General features: G+C 32.8%; 15 protein-coding genes and 1 tRNA gene. 10 read left to right on the plus strand and 6 right to left on the minus strand.

The window, feature by feature from the left end; translation table 11 throughout:
- The first annotated feature begins 7 nt into the window (after positions 1-7).
- The 4 genes from ACQH1V_RS05545 to ACQH1V_RS05560 all read left to right on the plus strand — a co-directional run bounded on the left by ACQH1V_RS05545 (position 8) and on the right by ACQH1V_RS05560 (position 3,836).
- A complete protein-coding gene (locus ACQH1V_RS05545; protein ID WP_341748694.1) occupies positions 8-1,780 on the plus strand; it encodes an ABC transporter ATP-binding protein in 1,773 nt (590 codons plus the stop codon).
- A 97-nt stretch (positions 1,781-1,877) separates the two neighbouring features.
- Complete coding sequence (locus ACQH1V_RS05550) at positions 1,878-2,852, plus strand: DNA cytosine methyltransferase (protein ID WP_425360123.1); 975 nt, start codon at positions 1,878-1,880, stop codon at positions 2,850-2,852.
- 15 nt (positions 2,853-2,867) lie between these two features.
- Complete coding sequence (locus ACQH1V_RS05555) at positions 2,868-3,206, plus strand: hypothetical protein (protein WP_425360124.1); 339 nt, start codon at positions 2,868-2,870, stop codon at positions 3,204-3,206.
- A gap of 327 nt (positions 3,207-3,533) precedes the next feature.
- Positions 3,534-3,836, plus strand: coding sequence for a hypothetical protein (locus tag ACQH1V_RS05560; protein WP_425360125.1), 303 nt, complete (start codon positions 3,534-3,536; stop codon positions 3,834-3,836).
- A 519-nt stretch (positions 3,837-4,355) separates the two neighbouring features.
- On the opposite strand, the gene ACQH1V_RS05565 is transcribed toward ACQH1V_RS05560, so the two are convergent.
- The 5 genes from ACQH1V_RS05565 to ACQH1V_RS05585 all read right to left on the minus strand — a co-directional run bounded on the left by ACQH1V_RS05565 (position 4,356) and on the right by ACQH1V_RS05585 (position 8,182).
- Positions 4,356-5,015, minus strand: a complete 660-nt coding sequence (locus ACQH1V_RS05565; RefSeq protein WP_425360126.1) for a 7-carboxy-7-deazaguanine synthase QueE — start codon at positions 5,013-5,015, stop codon at positions 4,356-4,358.
- A gap of 19 nt (positions 5,016-5,034) precedes the next feature.
- On the minus strand, positions 5,035-5,871 hold the full coding sequence (mreC, locus tag ACQH1V_RS05570) for a rod shape-determining protein MreC (protein WP_341748699.1): 837 nt from the start codon (positions 5,869-5,871) through the stop codon (positions 5,035-5,037).
- 3 nt (positions 5,872-5,874) lie between these two features.
- Positions 5,875-6,915, minus strand: a complete 1,041-nt coding sequence (locus tag ACQH1V_RS05575; RefSeq protein ID WP_094649281.1) for a rod shape-determining protein — start codon at positions 6,913-6,915, stop codon at positions 5,875-5,877.
- Positions 6,916-6,986: 71 nt separating this feature from the next.
- Positions 6,987-8,075: an LptF/LptG family permease gene (locus tag ACQH1V_RS05580; protein WP_094649280.1), complete on the minus strand. Its 1,089-nt coding sequence runs from the start codon at positions 8,073-8,075 to the stop codon at positions 6,987-6,989.
- Positions 8,076-8,105: 30 nt separating this feature from the next.
- Positions 8,106-8,182, minus strand: a tRNA-Ile gene (locus ACQH1V_RS05585).
- Between the two features lie 1,098 nt (positions 8,183-9,280).
- On the opposite strand from ACQH1V_RS05585, the gene ACQH1V_RS05590 reads away from it, so the two are divergent.
- Together ACQH1V_RS05590 and ACQH1V_RS05595 are read left to right on the plus strand one after the other, a co-directional pair.
- Positions 9,281-9,505, plus strand: coding sequence for an AbrB/MazE/SpoVT family DNA-binding domain-containing protein (locus ACQH1V_RS05590; RefSeq protein ID WP_094649279.1), 225 nt, complete (start codon positions 9,281-9,283; stop codon positions 9,503-9,505).
- Positions 9,495-9,830, plus strand: coding sequence for a type II toxin-antitoxin system PemK/MazF family toxin (locus ACQH1V_RS05595; RefSeq protein ID WP_094649278.1), 336 nt, complete (start codon positions 9,495-9,497; stop codon positions 9,828-9,830). The genes ACQH1V_RS05590 and ACQH1V_RS05595 overlap by 11 nt, the downstream gene beginning before the upstream one ends.
- An 84-nt stretch (positions 9,831-9,914) precedes the next feature.
- Here the strand turns inward: ACQH1V_RS05595 and ACQH1V_RS05600 are convergent, their stop codons facing one another.
- Positions 9,915-10,124 (minus strand): palindromic element RPE2 domain-containing protein, encoded by a 210-nt coding sequence (locus tag ACQH1V_RS05600; RefSeq protein ID WP_094649277.1) that lies wholly within the window; start codon positions 10,122-10,124, stop codon positions 9,915-9,917.
- 22 nt (positions 10,125-10,146) lie between these two features.
- Between ACQH1V_RS05600 and ACQH1V_RS05605 the strand changes: the two genes are divergently transcribed.
- Genes ACQH1V_RS05605 through ACQH1V_RS05620 form a run of 4 tightly spaced genes read left to right on the plus strand, consistent with a single transcriptional unit; the run spans position 10,147 to position 15,227 of the window.
- Positions 10,147-10,668, plus strand: coding sequence for a DUF3576 domain-containing protein (locus ACQH1V_RS05605; RefSeq protein WP_425360127.1), 522 nt, complete (start codon positions 10,147-10,149; stop codon positions 10,666-10,668).
- Positions 10,669-10,715: 47 nt separating this feature from the next.
- A complete protein-coding gene (leuS, locus tag ACQH1V_RS05610; protein ID WP_425360128.1) occupies positions 10,716-13,259 on the plus strand; it encodes a leucine--tRNA ligase in 2,544 nt (847 codons plus the stop codon).
- A gap of 28 nt (positions 13,260-13,287) precedes the next feature.
- Positions 13,288-14,307 (plus strand): DNA cytosine methyltransferase, encoded by a 1,020-nt coding sequence (locus tag ACQH1V_RS05615; RefSeq protein WP_341759483.1) that lies wholly within the window; start codon positions 13,288-13,290, stop codon positions 14,305-14,307.
- A complete protein-coding gene (locus ACQH1V_RS05620) occupies positions 14,307-15,227 on the plus strand; it encodes a HaeIII family restriction endonuclease (RefSeq protein ID WP_425360129.1) in 921 nt (306 codons plus the stop codon). The genes ACQH1V_RS05615 and ACQH1V_RS05620 overlap by 1 nt, the downstream gene beginning before the upstream one ends.
- Positions 15,228-15,267 lie beyond the last annotated feature (40 nt).

The raw sequence follows: 15,267 nt of genomic DNA on the forward strand, positions 1-15,267 counted from the left end.
GAGAATTTTGCCAAAAAAACATAACCTAATAAATTATGACTATAATGCCTATAGCACTGTAAGAAGGCTAATAGTTGACCATATAAGACCATATCTAAAACAGATTGGGATAGCAGTATTGTTTATGGTAGTTAACGCTTGCTGTAATGCTTATATTGTTGAATTAGTCCAACCAACCATTGACCAAATATTTTTAACACATCATCGTCAAATGTTATTATTTTTACCGTTAATGGTAGTACTAACATTTACTATTAAAGGTATTGCTGAATATTATTCAAGTTATTTAATTAAATTTGTTGGTCAGAGAATTTTAACTGATTTGCAAATTAAAATGTATGAACATTTATTATTTGCTGATATTCTATTTATTCAGTCTCAATCATCGGGGCGTTTAATATCACGTTTTACTAACGATATTTCGATGATGCGTGGTGCAGTATCGAATATACTGGTATGTTGTGCCAAACATTTTTTAACAGTACTAGGTCTGATCATAGTGATGTTTAGGTTAGAACCTAAGCTATCTTGTATTGTATTTATGGCATTTCCAGCAGCAATTTATCCAACACAACAATTAGGACGGAAAATTCGCAAAATATCCGGTCAAGCTCAAGAGGAATTAGCTAATTATACTTCAAGGTTAGATGAGACTTTTGGGTCAATTAAAATTGTTAAGTCTTTCTTAGGAGAGAAAATTGAAAGCAATCGAGCTTTATTGATTTCCAGCAATATTTTACGTTTTCTAAAAAAAACTGCCAAATTGGATGCACTGATCTCACCGCTTATGGAAATATTAAGTGGTATAACAGTTGGTGGGCTTATTTGGTATGGTGGATTGTTAGTCATAGAAGGAGAGACTACTCCAGGAGCACTTTTTGCTTTTATTACAGCCTTTATCACAGCGTATAGACCTTTTAAGAGTTTGGTGTCTTTAAATATCAACCTACAAGAGGGAATTGCTGCGACAAGAAGAATATTTAATATTCTAGATACTGAGCCTGTTATTAAAGATAGTGTAAATGCTCTAACTGTTCCGTTAGTTAATCCATCAGTAGTTTTTAACAATGTAGAGCTAAAATTTAATAATAAAGTAGCTTTAAAGCATCTGAATTTACAATTAATGCAAGGAAAGACTACAGCTGTTATAGGACGTTCTGGTAGCGGCAAAACTTCATTAGCTAATTTATTAGTAAGATTTTATAACCCAACTAGCGGGCAAATTTTAATTGATGATTACGATATTAAAGATATAAAAATTGACTCTTTAAGACGGCAAATCTCTTTAGTAACGCAAGATACTACATTATTTGACACTAGCGTTGCAGAAAATATTGCTTATGGTAACCCAGATGCCACCCGCAGTGAAATTATTACTGCGGCAAAATATGCTGATGCTGATGAATTTATTTCACAGCTCCCATTCGGTTATGATACGATGATTGGTAATCAAGGTTCAACGCTTTCAGGTGGGCAGCGTCAACGTTTAGCGATAGCTAGAGCCTTTTTGAAGCCAGCAGCAATTTTAGTTTGGGATGAGGCAACAAGTTCGTTAGACCAAAATTCTGAGCGATTAATTTTAAATTCTTTAGTAAATCTTCGTAAAGGTAAGACTACCTTAATTGTCACCCATCGTTTATCGAGTATTAAGGATGTTGATCACATAGTTGTTATGAAATCTGGTATGATATTTGAGCAAGGAACTCACTCACAGCTTATAGAAAATAAAGCCGAATATTATAAATTATATCATAAAGAATTAGGAGAGGCCGAGAAGTGATAAGGTTAATATAGAAAAATAAATATACTACTATGATTTTAAGATTGAGATTGTGGTTAAGTTGTTTAATATAAAGTTTATAAAAACTGATTTACAAATGTACAAATTTTCTTTCATTGATTTATTTGCTGGGATCGGAGGATTTAGGATTGCGTTGCAGTCAATAGGTGGAAAGTGTCTTTTTTCATGCGAAATAAATGAACATTGCCAAAAAATGTATCAAGAAAATTTTGGTGAAATTCCAGCTGGAGATATCAAAACAATATATCCAAATGATATACCGGAGTGTGATGTTTTATGTGCAGGATTTCCTTGCCAACCCTTTAGTATTTCAGGTAAAAAAATGGGATTAAAAGATGAACGTGCAAGTGTAATTGAATCGATATTTAATATTGTAAATCATTCAAAGCCTAAAGTTGTGATGCTAGAAAATGTGAAGCATTTATTACATCATAACAATGGTGAAACGTTGCAACACATCGTATCAAACCTTAATAAGATAGGCTATAATATTTCTTACAATATACTAAATGCAAAAAATTTTGGAGTTCCACAAAATAGAGAAAGATTAATTATTATTGCAAGTTTAAATGGTAAGTTTGATTTTTCTAAGCTTAAAAAACAAAAAACTATAAAAATTCATGATATTTTGGATCAAGAAGGGGATTTTGAATTTCTAGAATCAGATGAATATAAAATTATAGAGAATCCAACTAGACAACAAAGTGGTTTAATATTTTGTGGATATAGGAATAAAAAGATAAGAAATAAAGGAGTTAGGGAGGGAACTGAGCATTTATCTAGAGTTCACAAACAACCAAACAGAATATATTCAATTGAAGGTACGCACCCAACATTATCATCGCAAGAAACTTCGGGGCGTTATTGGATATTACTTAATAATGGACGTGTAAGAAAACTAACAATAAATGAGTGTTTTAAAATTATGGGATTTCCTGAAGACTATAAACTAAAATCTTCAATATCTGAGTTATATAAACAAGTTGGAAATTCTGTATGTATTCCAAAGGTAAGAATTATAGGAGAAGCTATAGTTGAACAATTACTGTGATTTATTGAGTTTATTATGGAATATGGAAAAGAATTAGCTACTTTCTTGGAAAAAGTTTCAGTTGAGTCTGACTTCTTTATAGAAGATAGTATTAAAAGTAGATTGGATATTATATTAGATAATTCAGAGCGTAGTAAGGGGGTGCTAACAGTTCTCATTACAAGTGTAGTATACAAGTATTTTCATCCTTCTCAAGATGTTAGGTACCATCAATCAAATATGCAAAATGGATATTCTGGTAGAAGCTTTGATACAAAATATGTTACTCCATTTTTAAGAAAATATGAATTTCCATCAATGTCTGAAAGTGGTTGGCTAACTCGTTCTCTTGAACAACTTATCCATATATATTAGACTACAAGGGAAAAATATCACCAAAAGAAGTCGCCGAAGCTTTTTTATTAATTCTTAATCTTACCACCTCTAATTGTAGTTCAATATTTTCTCTTGCTAACTCCTGTAAATAAATAAAATTTTAGATTGTTATATATAGTAAATAAAAAGTTTTGTTTTATAGAAAAATATTCTTGTTATATAAGAGAATTTTTGATATATTGATTGTTATAGTCAATTGATGAGAAGTTGGGGGCGTCGTCGCTCCTAGCCCCAAATTTTCCTGAATTGACTATATAAAGAATTTTTTACAAAGCTCATCAATTTATACAATTTGGAGGTTTAATTATGTCTGTTAAGAGAATTATGGAAAAGGTAAAAAAAACTGTACAAGGTATAGAGAAAGCTAAGGCAAGGCAACCTAAAAAGCCAGAGCCTAAGAAAATTAATTGTTTTGATATAGACGACAATGTTGTAGATTCGCCATTAGCCCTTACTAATCTTAACGTTAAAATCCCTGCAAAAGGATATTTAACTAATGTTGCTGAAACTACTGCACTAAAATATCCGGTAGCTATGGTAATCTATGAAGATAGTATGCTAATAATAGGTCACCATGGGAAGATATTTGATCATTTAGATTTCCATTAATAACTAAACATCATTGCGAGAAGGTGCATAGGCATTAGTTTAAGAAAATAAAGTAGAAAAATCGTCGTTGCGAGCCACCTTAGGTGGCGTGGCAATCCATTTCTAATCACTTTTTTGGATTGCTTCGTGACCTTACGGTCTTCTCGCAATGACGGTTTCTCAATTATTGTTTTTTTAAACTGACGCTTATGCAAGGAGGCGTAGTAATGTATTCGGGTTAGCTATGCAAGCATAACTGGTTTATTGCTTATGTTTAATGCTGAGGTTAATTATGTTTAAGTGGGATCAATGTCTGTTATATACAATCAGGATGACGTTATATATGACTATCTTGTTTCAAACGATACAATATCTAATTGAGCATAATATAGGTTTTTATGAACTTTTCTTTAGCAAGGATGTATTATACGATACCCTTTACTCACTATTTTTTTGGTTTATTTTTTCTATAATTCAGTATTACTATAAGTATAAAAATAAAAAACTTTGACAACTATATTGGTAGCTTTATTTAGTAACCTAATCAATACTCAAAATCTTATGGACTTGTATAGAAAGGCGATAACCGTACTTAAGTGCCAAATCAATAGCTAGTTGTTCATTCTCTTTATTTAGCAATGGGTTGTTTTGATCCATAGGCTGAATAAATACTGGTATATTATATTTACTTTGCCCGACTTCAGGTATGTTAGAATATTCTGGTATATTTTTAGCTACTAAGAATTTTATGGCATTAATGCGAGATAGTAAATCATTTCGCAATAAGGAATAACCATTTTTTGCAGCTTTGGGTGAGCAAACTATATGTACTTTATCTGGAATCTCACGATATAACGTGCCATTAGTTTCTATTTGCACTATATAATCCAAATTTATTAATTTATGACACAATAATTCTATAGGTTGACGAAAAGGCTCACCTCCAGTTATAACCACTAATTTGACATTAATCGTAAATCTTTGGACTTCTTCGATAATATTATTAATAGTCAATATATTAAAATCTTCAAAGTCGGTATCGCAAAAATTACAAGCTAGATTGCATCCACCAAGCCTAATAAAGACAGCAGGCATACCAACAAAAGGACCTTCTCCCTGAATAGTCTTAAAGATACTTTTAATCTCTAGGCTAGTCCCGTCATTAAATATTGCTGCCCTTTTGGGATTTTGTCCAAACATAAAATATAGTATAAAAGATTCATTGTGGAAGTAATATGCTGACAAACTTAGTTTTAGATAAGTCAACTATAGGTTTTACAAGAACATTTTCTGAATTTGCTTTGTTTACGTAACCAACTGTTATGCCATAAGGATAAATATTTCCATAACCAGAGGTTATAACTTTCTCACCTTTTTGCACTAAGTGGTTTTTTGGTAAATAGAGTATTTTACTACCGTTACCATAGCCACTCATTATACCTTTCTCTTTTGAAGAGGTTGTAGTGATCGGAATTCTAGAATTCACGTCATTAACTAAAATTATCTTAGAATAATTGTTGCTTACCTGTATTACTCGTCCAACTAATCCTTCACTGTTGGTAACTATTTGATCAATTGCCACACCATGTTTTGCCCCAGCTGACAGTAAAGCAGTTTTACTGAAGGGATTTAATGAGACGCTTAACAATTTAGCACTAACATAGCTATATTGCTCTTCTTCTATAACTGATAATAGTTGTTTTAGCTCTCTATTTTCAGATTGGATTAAATATATATCACTCTGCAAGCTTCTTAATCTTGCCACCTCTAATTGTAATTCAATATTTTCTCTTGCTAAGTCCCGTAAATAAATAAAATTTTGGGTTATTAGGTTAATTTGTTTAAATACATTTTCATGAATTAGCAAGCCACTAAACATAACATGTCCAACGATTTCAAGAGACATAGAAGAGAGTCTTTTTGGAGTAGCAATAAATAAGTAAAGCGAAGCTATGGTAAAAAATAAAATCAAACCACGTTTTGCGGTGACAAGTATAAATTTAGCTAACCCTGCTATTCTACTAGGATTCTTTATTCTATTTGCTAGTAATGCCATTTGTTAATCTTGTTTAAATAACACATGCTTTAATTTTTGAAAATCTTCTAATACTTTTCCTGTGCCAAGAGCTACGCATGATAAAGCCTGTTCAGCAACAATTACCGGTAATTTAGTTGCTTCTTTTAGAACATGATCTAGGTTTCGAAGTAATGCCCCACCACCAGTCATAACAATCCCCTTATCTACAATATCCGATGAAAGTTCAGGAGGGGTGCATTCCAACGCTACTTTTACTGCGTCGACAATTTGGCTGACTGGTTCAATTAGACTATCAGCAATTTGTTTTTCGTTTAGTAGCATTTCTTTAGGGATGCCATGAATTAAATCCCGCCCTTTAATTTCCATTACTCTTGGTTCTAAACTATCGTCTACATAAGCAGCACCAATCTGCTTTTTAATTTTTTCTGCTGTAGCTTCACCGATTAGCAAATTATAATGCCTTCTAATGTAAGAAATAATAGACTCATCCATTTTATCACCACCAACCCGCACTGATCTAGCATATACAATACCGCCTAATGATAGGACGGCTACTTCTGTTGTTCCACCACCTACATCAACAATCATTGAACCAGTTGCTTCTGTTACTGGTAAGCCAGCACCGATTGCTGCTGCCATAGGTTCCTCTATAAGATACACATCTCTACCACCTGCACTCTCCGCTGCTTCTTGGATGGCTCTACGTTCAACGGGTGTAGAACCTGAGGGTACACAAATTATAATCATTGGACCAGTAAATGAGCGGCGACTATGTACTGTTCTGATAAAATGCTTTATCATCTCCTCAGCCCCCTTAAAATCAGCTATAACCCCATCTTTTAGTGGTCTCTTAGCTTCAATATCGGCTGGGGTGCGTCCTAACATATTTTTTGCTTCATGACCAAATGCATATGGTTTAAATGCTCCATCCACTTTAATCAATGCAACTACAGAAGGTTCGTTTAATACGATTCCTTTGCCTTTGACATACACTAAAGTATTAGCAGTACCAAGATCTATTGCCATATCACTTGCAAATCTACTGAAAAATTTTGTTAGCATTTTTATTTCTCCAAAGTCTTAAGTTCTAACCATCTTATATCAATCCTCAAGATTAAATACATTTGAATATATCAAATTTTCTTAGAATGCATAATAACAAAATTACTGAAAAATAATATACATATATTTGGTAATAAAATAGCTAAGAAAGGAGGAGTTGCATTATATGCAAGTATTTTAAACAACACCTCTAATAAAGAATAAATAATAAAACCTAAAAATAAACCAATTACTAAAATTTTTTCCTGAGAATTATCACGTTGCCTGAGGCTAAAAAAGCATGCTGCTAAAATTACGGTAGTAGCCATAATTATAGGTTTAAATAACTGTTTATAGAAATAAATCTGATAATTAGTTATGGGTAAGCCAAATTTTACTAATTGCTGAATTATATCTGGTAAATCCCAAATAGCAATCATTTCAGGGGTTATAAAACTATTTAGTAAGTTATTTATTGACAAATTTGTTGGAATGGCAAAATTCTCATATTGCTTGAAGTTATTAGCATCCGAAAGTTTTACAGAAGTTAATTCAAAATTATTATCAATTAAAATAGCATATTGAGCATCAATTCTTTTTAAGAAGCTATTTTCATTATCCAAGAATAATATAATAACCTTATTTAACTTATTATTCACTATATCAATAGACCCAGCCTGAACGATTCTTTTTTTGCCCTGATAATTCTCAAAAAATAATAGACCAGATTTTGATATTATAAGGTTAGTCGATGTATTTTTAAACAGCTTGGCTTTTAAAGATTCATATTTTTGTAGACCGAATGTACCAATAGGGTTGCATATAGTTATTAGTATTATACCAAGAATGATCGCAGCAAAAAATGGAACAGCAATAACCCGCCAAATATGGATACCATTGCATAAAATGGTTATTAATTCGTTATGTTTAGTTAATCTTCTTAGAAAAAGTAACATCGCAATAAAGCTGAGCAGAGAAGCCGCTTCATTAACCAAGTAAGGTATTTTATATAATACAAGTTTCCAAAAAGAATGCGTTGGGATATATACAGCTTTAGATTGCTGTAAAAGATCAAAGATATTTGAAAGAGTAAAAACCCCAATAAGCAGAACTAATATAACAATGAAATAGCTACAATATAGTCTGAACAGGTAAATTGAAAGTGTTTTAAAATTAATCATTTTAAAATAAACCGTTCACCTATTGATTTTTGGTGGGCCCGGCAGGACTTGAACCTGCGACAACACCGTTATGAGCGGTGGGTTCTAACCAACTGAACTACAGGCCCCTTTATGGTCAATTAGTAAGAAGTTGGTGACGTCGTCACTCATAGGCGTCAGTTTAAGAAAATAAAGTAGAAAAATTGTCTATTATCGAGCCACTGTAGGTGGCGTGGCAATCCATTTTTAATCACTTTTTTGAATTGCTTCGTCGACCTTACGGTCTCCTCGCAATGACGGTTTTTCAATTATTATTTTCTTAAACTAACGCTTATGCGTTGTCACTCGCCTATTACTTATAGGAATCGCTCCTAGGAGGCTACCTACGATAACTGATTAATTATATTTTGAGCTATTTTTCGGCGAGAATAGATATGATTTATGAAGGAATAGTGTACCTATTTCAAAAAAATCATGTTTATTCGCAGTCAAAAAGAGCCAAATATAGAATTACTTTAGTTATTGCAGGCAGCCTCCTAGCATCAACTTCTCTTGAATTGACTATATAATGATTATTTAAGCTTTATATAATTATTAGCGTTCTAAGTCTAGTAAAATATTTCATAGTGTCAATAACATTCTAAAATGTCCGCGTTTTGTAACAAGGTAATTGTTCGTTTTATTGCGAATCTTTTTCTAAATTAGACCTTTTGCCGAGTTCTACTTCTGTTGGTAATTTGGACAATGATATGGTATAGTCATTAATTCAGGAGAATTTGGTGACGTTGTCGCTCAATGCTCTGTCTATTACTTATAGGCGTCGCTCCATCGCTCCTAGCCCCAACTCCACAACTGTTGAAAGTTAGAAGGTAAAGCGGGTTTTAGATAGGTTTTCTGTCATTGCGAGACCACGTAGTGGTCGTGGCAATCCATCTTTGGTTACTTTTATGGATTGCTTCGTCGACCTACGGTCTTTCTCGCAATGACGTTGACCACATACGACTTTTAAACTATCCGGTCTAAAACCGCTTCCTCTTCTAACTTTCAACAGTTGTGGCTCCAACTCCTCCTGAATTAACTATATCTTTCCTCTGTAACCCTAATAACTTTGCAAATGAATTGATTAATATAGAAAAACTAAATAACCTAAATTTTAAATTATTATTTGTATAAATTATCTAGGAGTGTTAGTATTACGTATGTAGTATACTTATTTTTATAAATTTATGTTGGCATCAAAAGTTACTGAAAAATATCAAGCTACTATTCCTTACGAGATACGGAATTTCCTACATTTAGAGAAAGGTGATAGAGTAAAGTTTAAAATTGAAGGAGGTAAGGTCATGGTACAGAAATTACCTTATACTGATTATGAGTATCTAGATTCTTTATCTAAATCACTCCCTGAATGGTTATCGCCAGAAGATGATGAAGCATATCATGATTTATAATAAATTTGATGTAATTAAAGTTTCTTTTCCTTTCACTGATAAAGCAGCGATTAAAAAGAGACCAGCTTTAGTAATATCATCAAGTGAATATCAAATAAATTACAATCATTGTATACTAGCTATGATCACAAGTGCTAAACAAACAAGTTGGCAAGATGATATAATAATTACAAATCTTCAAATCGCAGGTCTCCCTTCACCATCAAAAGTTAGAATTAAAATTTTCTCTTTGGATTGCGATCTTATAACAGGAAAATTAGGTTATTTGGCAGATGAAGATAGAGAATCGGTTTTTATTAAGATAAAAAAGTACTTGAGTTATTAATACTATATTTGCCATTGAACAAACTGGTTAGCTACTGAAATTTAATTGATGTTGAAAATGTCCTGGTTCAAATCACAGGGCAATTTAAAAGTCACAATTAAAGAGTAAATATCTCTTGGAGTTACAACCTAATATTAGATTGAGTTTAGGATGGAAAGTGATATAGTCAATTGATGAGAAGTTGGTGACGTTGTCGCTCAATGCTCGCCTATTACTTATAGGCGTCGCTCCATCGCTCCTAGCCCCAAATTCTCCTGAATTGACTATCAGTAAGCTATCTAAAACAAACAACAATAGTTATAAAAATATAGTATTTATGAAAGAACATTTTAAAAGAACCATGATTGGTGTAATGTCAAGTTTATTATTTTTTCCAACTTTGACAATTGCTAGAGATTCAAAATACCCAAAAAGCGAACAAGAAAGAAAAATGGAAGAAATGGGCTCGGTAGTTGGAGGAGAAGGTTTGATATTTAGACCAGGTAGAATCAAAAATGAATCTACCAAAACAGAGATAGGTAATATCAATAAATATTTATGGCAAGCTTCTATAGAAACCTTAAATTTTGTCCCTCTTGCTTCAAGCGATTCAATCGGCGGAGTTATTATTACTGAATGGTATAGTCCAAAAGGAAAAGCAGATTTTCGATTTAAAATAAATATTTTTATAAAGGATAACGTTATTAGTCCGGATGCAATTCAAGTAAGAATATTTGAACAAACACTTAAAAATGGTCAATGGCTAGATAGTCATACTACTTCAGAGCTAGCTAATAACATAGAAGATAAAATTTTACGAAAAGCTAGGGAAATATATATTAGTGCAGGGAAAAAATAATGTTATAGTATACTTACTAAAAAATACTAATAACTAACGTGTAAATTATGAAAAATATTGAGAAAAAATGGCAAAGAATTTGGCTTGAAGAAAAAGCTTTTGCTGCAAAAGACAACAGCGATAAGCCTAAATATTACGTACTTGAAATGTTACCTTATCCTTCTGGGAAAATTCATGTTGGACATTTACGTAACTATTCTATTGGAGATTGCATCGCTCGTTTTATGAAATCACGAGGTTATAACGTATTGCATCCCATGGGTTGGGATGCTTTCGGTTTGCCAGCAGAAAATGCTGCCATTAATAATAACTCTAATCCTAAAGATTGGACTTATTCAAATATTGCAACTATGCGAGATCAGCTAAAATCAATTGGCTTTTCATATGATTGGTCGAGAGAAATAACAACTTGTAATCCAGATTATTATAAGCATGAACAAAAATTCTTTTTAGAACTTTATAATAGAGGTTTAGCCTATCAAAAAGAATCTTTAGTAAATTGGGATCCTGTTGATAAGACTGTTTTAGCTAATGAACAAGTAGTAGATGGTCGTGGATGGCGTTCAGGTGCTTTAGTTGAAAAAAAATATTTAAAACAATGGTTTTTAAAAATTACTAATTACGCTGAAGAGCTATTAAATGAAATTTCAAAACTGGAATTTTGGCCTGATTCTGTTAAATCTATGCAGGAAAAATGGATAGGTAAATCGGAAGGAGCAAATTTTACTTTTAAAATTAAAGATCATCAAACTAATATAGAAGTGTTCTCTACTCGACCAGAAACTATTTTTGGAGCAAGTTTTGTTGCAATAGCCTATAATCACCCAATAGTTGGGCAATTAGTGGATAAAAATAACGATATGGTGTTGTTTATTGAAAAATGTTCACAATTACACACTAATGCTGCAGTAGATAAAGCTGAAAAAGAAGGGGTGTATACTAACCTTTTTGCCATTCACCCATTTGATTCGACAATTATTATTCCTGTCATAATAACAAATTTTGTACTAATGGATTATGGTACTGGGGCGGTTTTTGGATGTCCAGCTCATGATGAAAGAGATCATGCATTAGCAAAGAAAATGGGCTTGCCAATAAAGCAGGTACTAATTAACCAAGATGTTCAAATGGACGTATACTCGGAACCTTACACGGGTGATGGTATGATGATCAACTCAGACTTTTTGAATGATCTTACTGTTCAGGATGCTAAACAAAAATCTATAGAAGAATTTGAAAAACGTGGTTTAGGAAAACGTACTATTAACTACCGTCTGAAGGATTGGGGAGTGTCTAGACAAAGATATTGGGGCTGTCCTATCCCAATAATATATTGCTCAGTTTGCGGAACTGTGCCGGTAGCTGAAAAAGACTTACCAATAACTCTACCAAGCGATGTTATATTTTATGGAAATGGCAACCCTCTTGATTCTCACCCTACTTGGAAAGATACTAATTGCCCAAAATGTCAAAAACAAGCTATTCGAGAGACTGATACGTTAGATACATTCTTTGAGTCTTCTTGGTATTTCATCCGTTATTGTAACGTGGCAGCAAAAGATATAACCGACAAGCAAGTATGTGATTATTGGTTACCTGTTGATCAGTATATTGGTGGAATTGAACATGCAGTAATGCATCTTCTTTATGCCAGGTTTTTTACCAAAGTAATGAACGAACAAGGTTATCTTAGTATTCGTGAACCTTTTAATAATTTGCTAACTCAGGGTATGGTTCTACATGCTACTTATAAAGATGCTAATAATAATTGGCTTTACCCAGATGAGGTAATAAAACAGTCTGATAAGTGGATTAATAAAAATACTGGAGAAGAAGTAGTTCAAGGACGAATAGAAAAAATGAGTAAATCCAAAAAGAATCTTGTGGATTTAGAATCAATATTGACCAACCATAGTGCTGACGCTATTAGGCTATTTGTCCTCTCCGATAGTCCGCCAGAGAAAGATTTTGAATGGTCGTCAAATGGTCTTGAAGGCTGTTCTCGTTTTATTAGTAAACTAGAAAATATGGCAGAAATACTAATTAATAGTGAAATAACGGAAGGTTCTAGTAATAAATCAAATAAATTAACAAAGCTTACCCATTATACTATTAAACATGTTACCGAAGAATTAAAGGATTTTAAGCTAAATAAAGCCATAGCAAGAATGCGGGAACTATTTAATGCTTTGTCAGATGAAGTATCTAAGGGCAGAGAAGGTAATGTTAATATAGTCAATTCATCAATTGACTATAGTGTTAAAGAGGGGTTTAGAGTCTTGATTATGTTACTTAACCCATTTATTCCACATATTACAGAGGAAATTTGGCAAAAATTAGGTAGTAAGGAAAGATTATATCAAACTTCCTGGCCTTCTTTCGATGAATCATTGCTGGAGCTAGAATCTTATACCATGGCTATCCAAGTTAATGGCAAACTGAGAGCTACACAAGAATTTGCCAACGTAACGAGCAATATTGAGATTCAGAATATGGTAATGCAATTACCCGAGATACAAAAACATTTAAGCGATAAAGAGCCTAAGAAAATTATCATAATACCCTCGAAAATAGTAAATATCGTGGTGTGAATAAAAAATAACTATTGAATGAAAGACAATGTCAATAAAAGATGCTACAGTTAAAACAGCAAAGCAAAAAAAATATGCGTCAAATATTACTCTTGTTTCATTATTTGCTGGTGCAGGTGGTATAGATATTGGTTTTGAAAAAGCTGGGTTTAAGACAATTTGGGCAAACGAATATGATAAAACAATTGCTCCTTCTTATCAAAACTACTTTCCTGAATCAAAGTTTGACGGGCGTTCTATTTTGGATATTCCAGATGAAGATATTCCAGTCGATGCAATAGGTGTTATTGGTGGTCCGCCATGTCAATCGTGGTCAGAAGCTGGGGCTAGGCGTGGGTTTGACGATTTAAGGGGGCAATTATTTCACGAATATATCCGGGTTATTAGACATGTGCAGCCAAAATTTTGTGTTGCAGAAAATGTTCATGGAATAATTCATTCAAGAAATATTGAATCCTTTATGAATATCATAGATATGTTCAAAAAAGAAGACTATGAGGTTAGTTGGAAGTTGTTAAAAGCAAGTGATTATGGCGTAGCCCAAGATCGTGAACGTGTTTTTATAGTTGGCTATCACAAATCTTTGAACAAAAAATTTGAGTTTCCTAAACCTTTGGGAACCAAAATTACTTTAAAACAGGTGATAGGTGATTTAGCTAATCTAAAAGTTGGAACAACCAAAAAAGTTAAGAATCATGAGCTAATTGATTCGGGCTATTCTCCAATTTTTATGTCAAGAAATCGAGTACGAGGTTGGGATGAACAATCATTTACTATTTTGGCAACAGATAGGCATATTCCATTTCACCCACAAGCTCCTAAAATGATAAAAATTGATGGACAAGAATTAAGAAAATTCGCTCCTGGTCATGAAAATAAATATCGAAGATTAACCGTTCGAGAATGTGCCAGAATTCAAGCATTTCCAGATGATTATGAGTTCATTTATACCAATATCAGAAACGGCTATAAAATGATTGGCAATGCTGTACCAGTAAATTTGGCGTACTGGGTAGCCAAAACAATTAGAGAAGATTTGGAGGGCTAATGGCTACACAAACAAACAATGGCAGAGCTTTCGAGTGGGCGGTAGGCTTAGTACTTAAATTACAAACAAATATGTCAATTGAAGAAAATGTCTACTCAGAAATTAATGAAAAAGCATTCTATAAAATAGCAGATAAGGAAAAATCTAATTTGCTAAATGCAGCTACTATTGCCATTGAGCATATTCTGTTGAAAGAAAAGACCTTCTTTGAATCTGGTAACGATGGATTAATTTCATTTAATAGTGATATTGCAGGTAAGCAGGGGGATGTACGTGATGTATTGATAACAATAAATGGCAAAACATTCGGCATATCTTGTAAAAATAATCACAAAGCCTTAAAACACCCAAGATTATCAAGAACAGCTAACTTTATTAAAGAATGGGGTATTGATGATTCAGGTTGTAGTGATGAATATTGGATCACTGCCACAGCAATCTTTGATGAGTTAACTAAAATTAAAAATGATTCTAATGGAACTGCGTTATGGAGGGATGTTATTGATAAACCATCTCGCTTTTATTGGCCAATATTGGATGCATGGAGCAATGAAATAAGTAGGGTGTGTGCCATCAGCGAGACAAAAGAAATTGAACTTTGTAAGACAATTATATCTTTTATCATGGGACGTTTTGATTTTTACAAAATTATTAGAGAAGGAAAAAAACGGATTATTGTGCAAGGGTTTAATTTGAATAATACCTTATCTACCAAGCGTACAAAGCATCCAACATGTATTAATACAATAAACAATAAGAATGGTGGTCAATATTCAAAAACCATTGTATTTAACCGTGGTTATAGCATTAACTTTAGAATCCACAATGCAGAAAGCAAAGTAATTCCATCTCTTAAATTTGATATAACTGCTATTGGTTTGCCAGCAAATGAGATTTATCAGCAAACCTTTGATTTATAATTATATTACAGGAGAATTTTGGCAAAAAAGAAAGATTATC

Origin of the sequence: Candidatus Tisiphia endosymbiont of Ceraclea dissimilis (genome assembly GCF_964030735.1) — a bacterium.
Taxonomy (GTDB): Bacteria; Pseudomonadota; Alphaproteobacteria; order Rickettsiales; family Rickettsiaceae; genus Tisiphia.

Coding starts and splice junctions, on each gene's coding strand:
- ACQH1V_RS05590 (WP_094649279.1), top strand. CDS start 9,281: ATGTTGGCATCAAAAGTTACTGAAAAATATCAAGCTACTATTCCTTAC.
- mreC (WP_341748699.1), bottom strand. CDS start 5,871: ATGGCATTACTAGCAAATAGAATAAAGAATCCTAGTAGAATAGCAGGG.
- leuS (WP_425360128.1), top strand. CDS start 10,716: ATGAAAAATATTGAGAAAAAATGGCAAAGAATTTGGCTTGAAGAAAAA.
- ACQH1V_RS05620 (WP_425360129.1), top strand. CDS start 14,307: ATGGCTACACAAACAAACAATGGCAGAGCTTTCGAGTGGGCGGTAGGC.
- ACQH1V_RS05575 (WP_094649281.1), bottom strand. CDS start 6,915: ATGCTAACAAAATTTTTCAGTAGATTTGCAAGTGATATGGCAATAGAT.
- ACQH1V_RS05565 (WP_425360126.1), bottom strand. CDS start 5,015: ATGTTTGGACAAAATCCCAAAAGGGCAGCAATATTTAATGACGGGACT.
- ACQH1V_RS05555 (WP_425360124.1), top strand. CDS start 2,868: ATGGAATATGGAAAAGAATTAGCTACTTTCTTGGAAAAAGTTTCAGTT.
- ACQH1V_RS05615 (WP_341759483.1), top strand. CDS start 13,288: ATGTCAATAAAAGATGCTACAGTTAAAACAGCAAAGCAAAAAAAATAT.
- ACQH1V_RS05580 (WP_094649280.1), bottom strand. CDS start 8,075: ATGATTAATTTTAAAACACTTTCAATTTACCTGTTCAGACTATATTGT.
- ACQH1V_RS05605 (WP_425360127.1), top strand. CDS start 10,147: ATGAAAGAACATTTTAAAAGAACCATGATTGGTGTAATGTCAAGTTTA.
- ACQH1V_RS05560 (WP_425360125.1), top strand. CDS start 3,534: ATGTCTGTTAAGAGAATTATGGAAAAGGTAAAAAAAACTGTACAAGGT.
- ACQH1V_RS05550 (WP_425360123.1), top strand. CDS start 1,878: ATGTACAAATTTTCTTTCATTGATTTATTTGCTGGGATCGGAGGATTT.
- ACQH1V_RS05595 (WP_094649278.1), top strand. CDS start 9,495: ATGATTTATAATAAATTTGATGTAATTAAAGTTTCTTTTCCTTTCACT.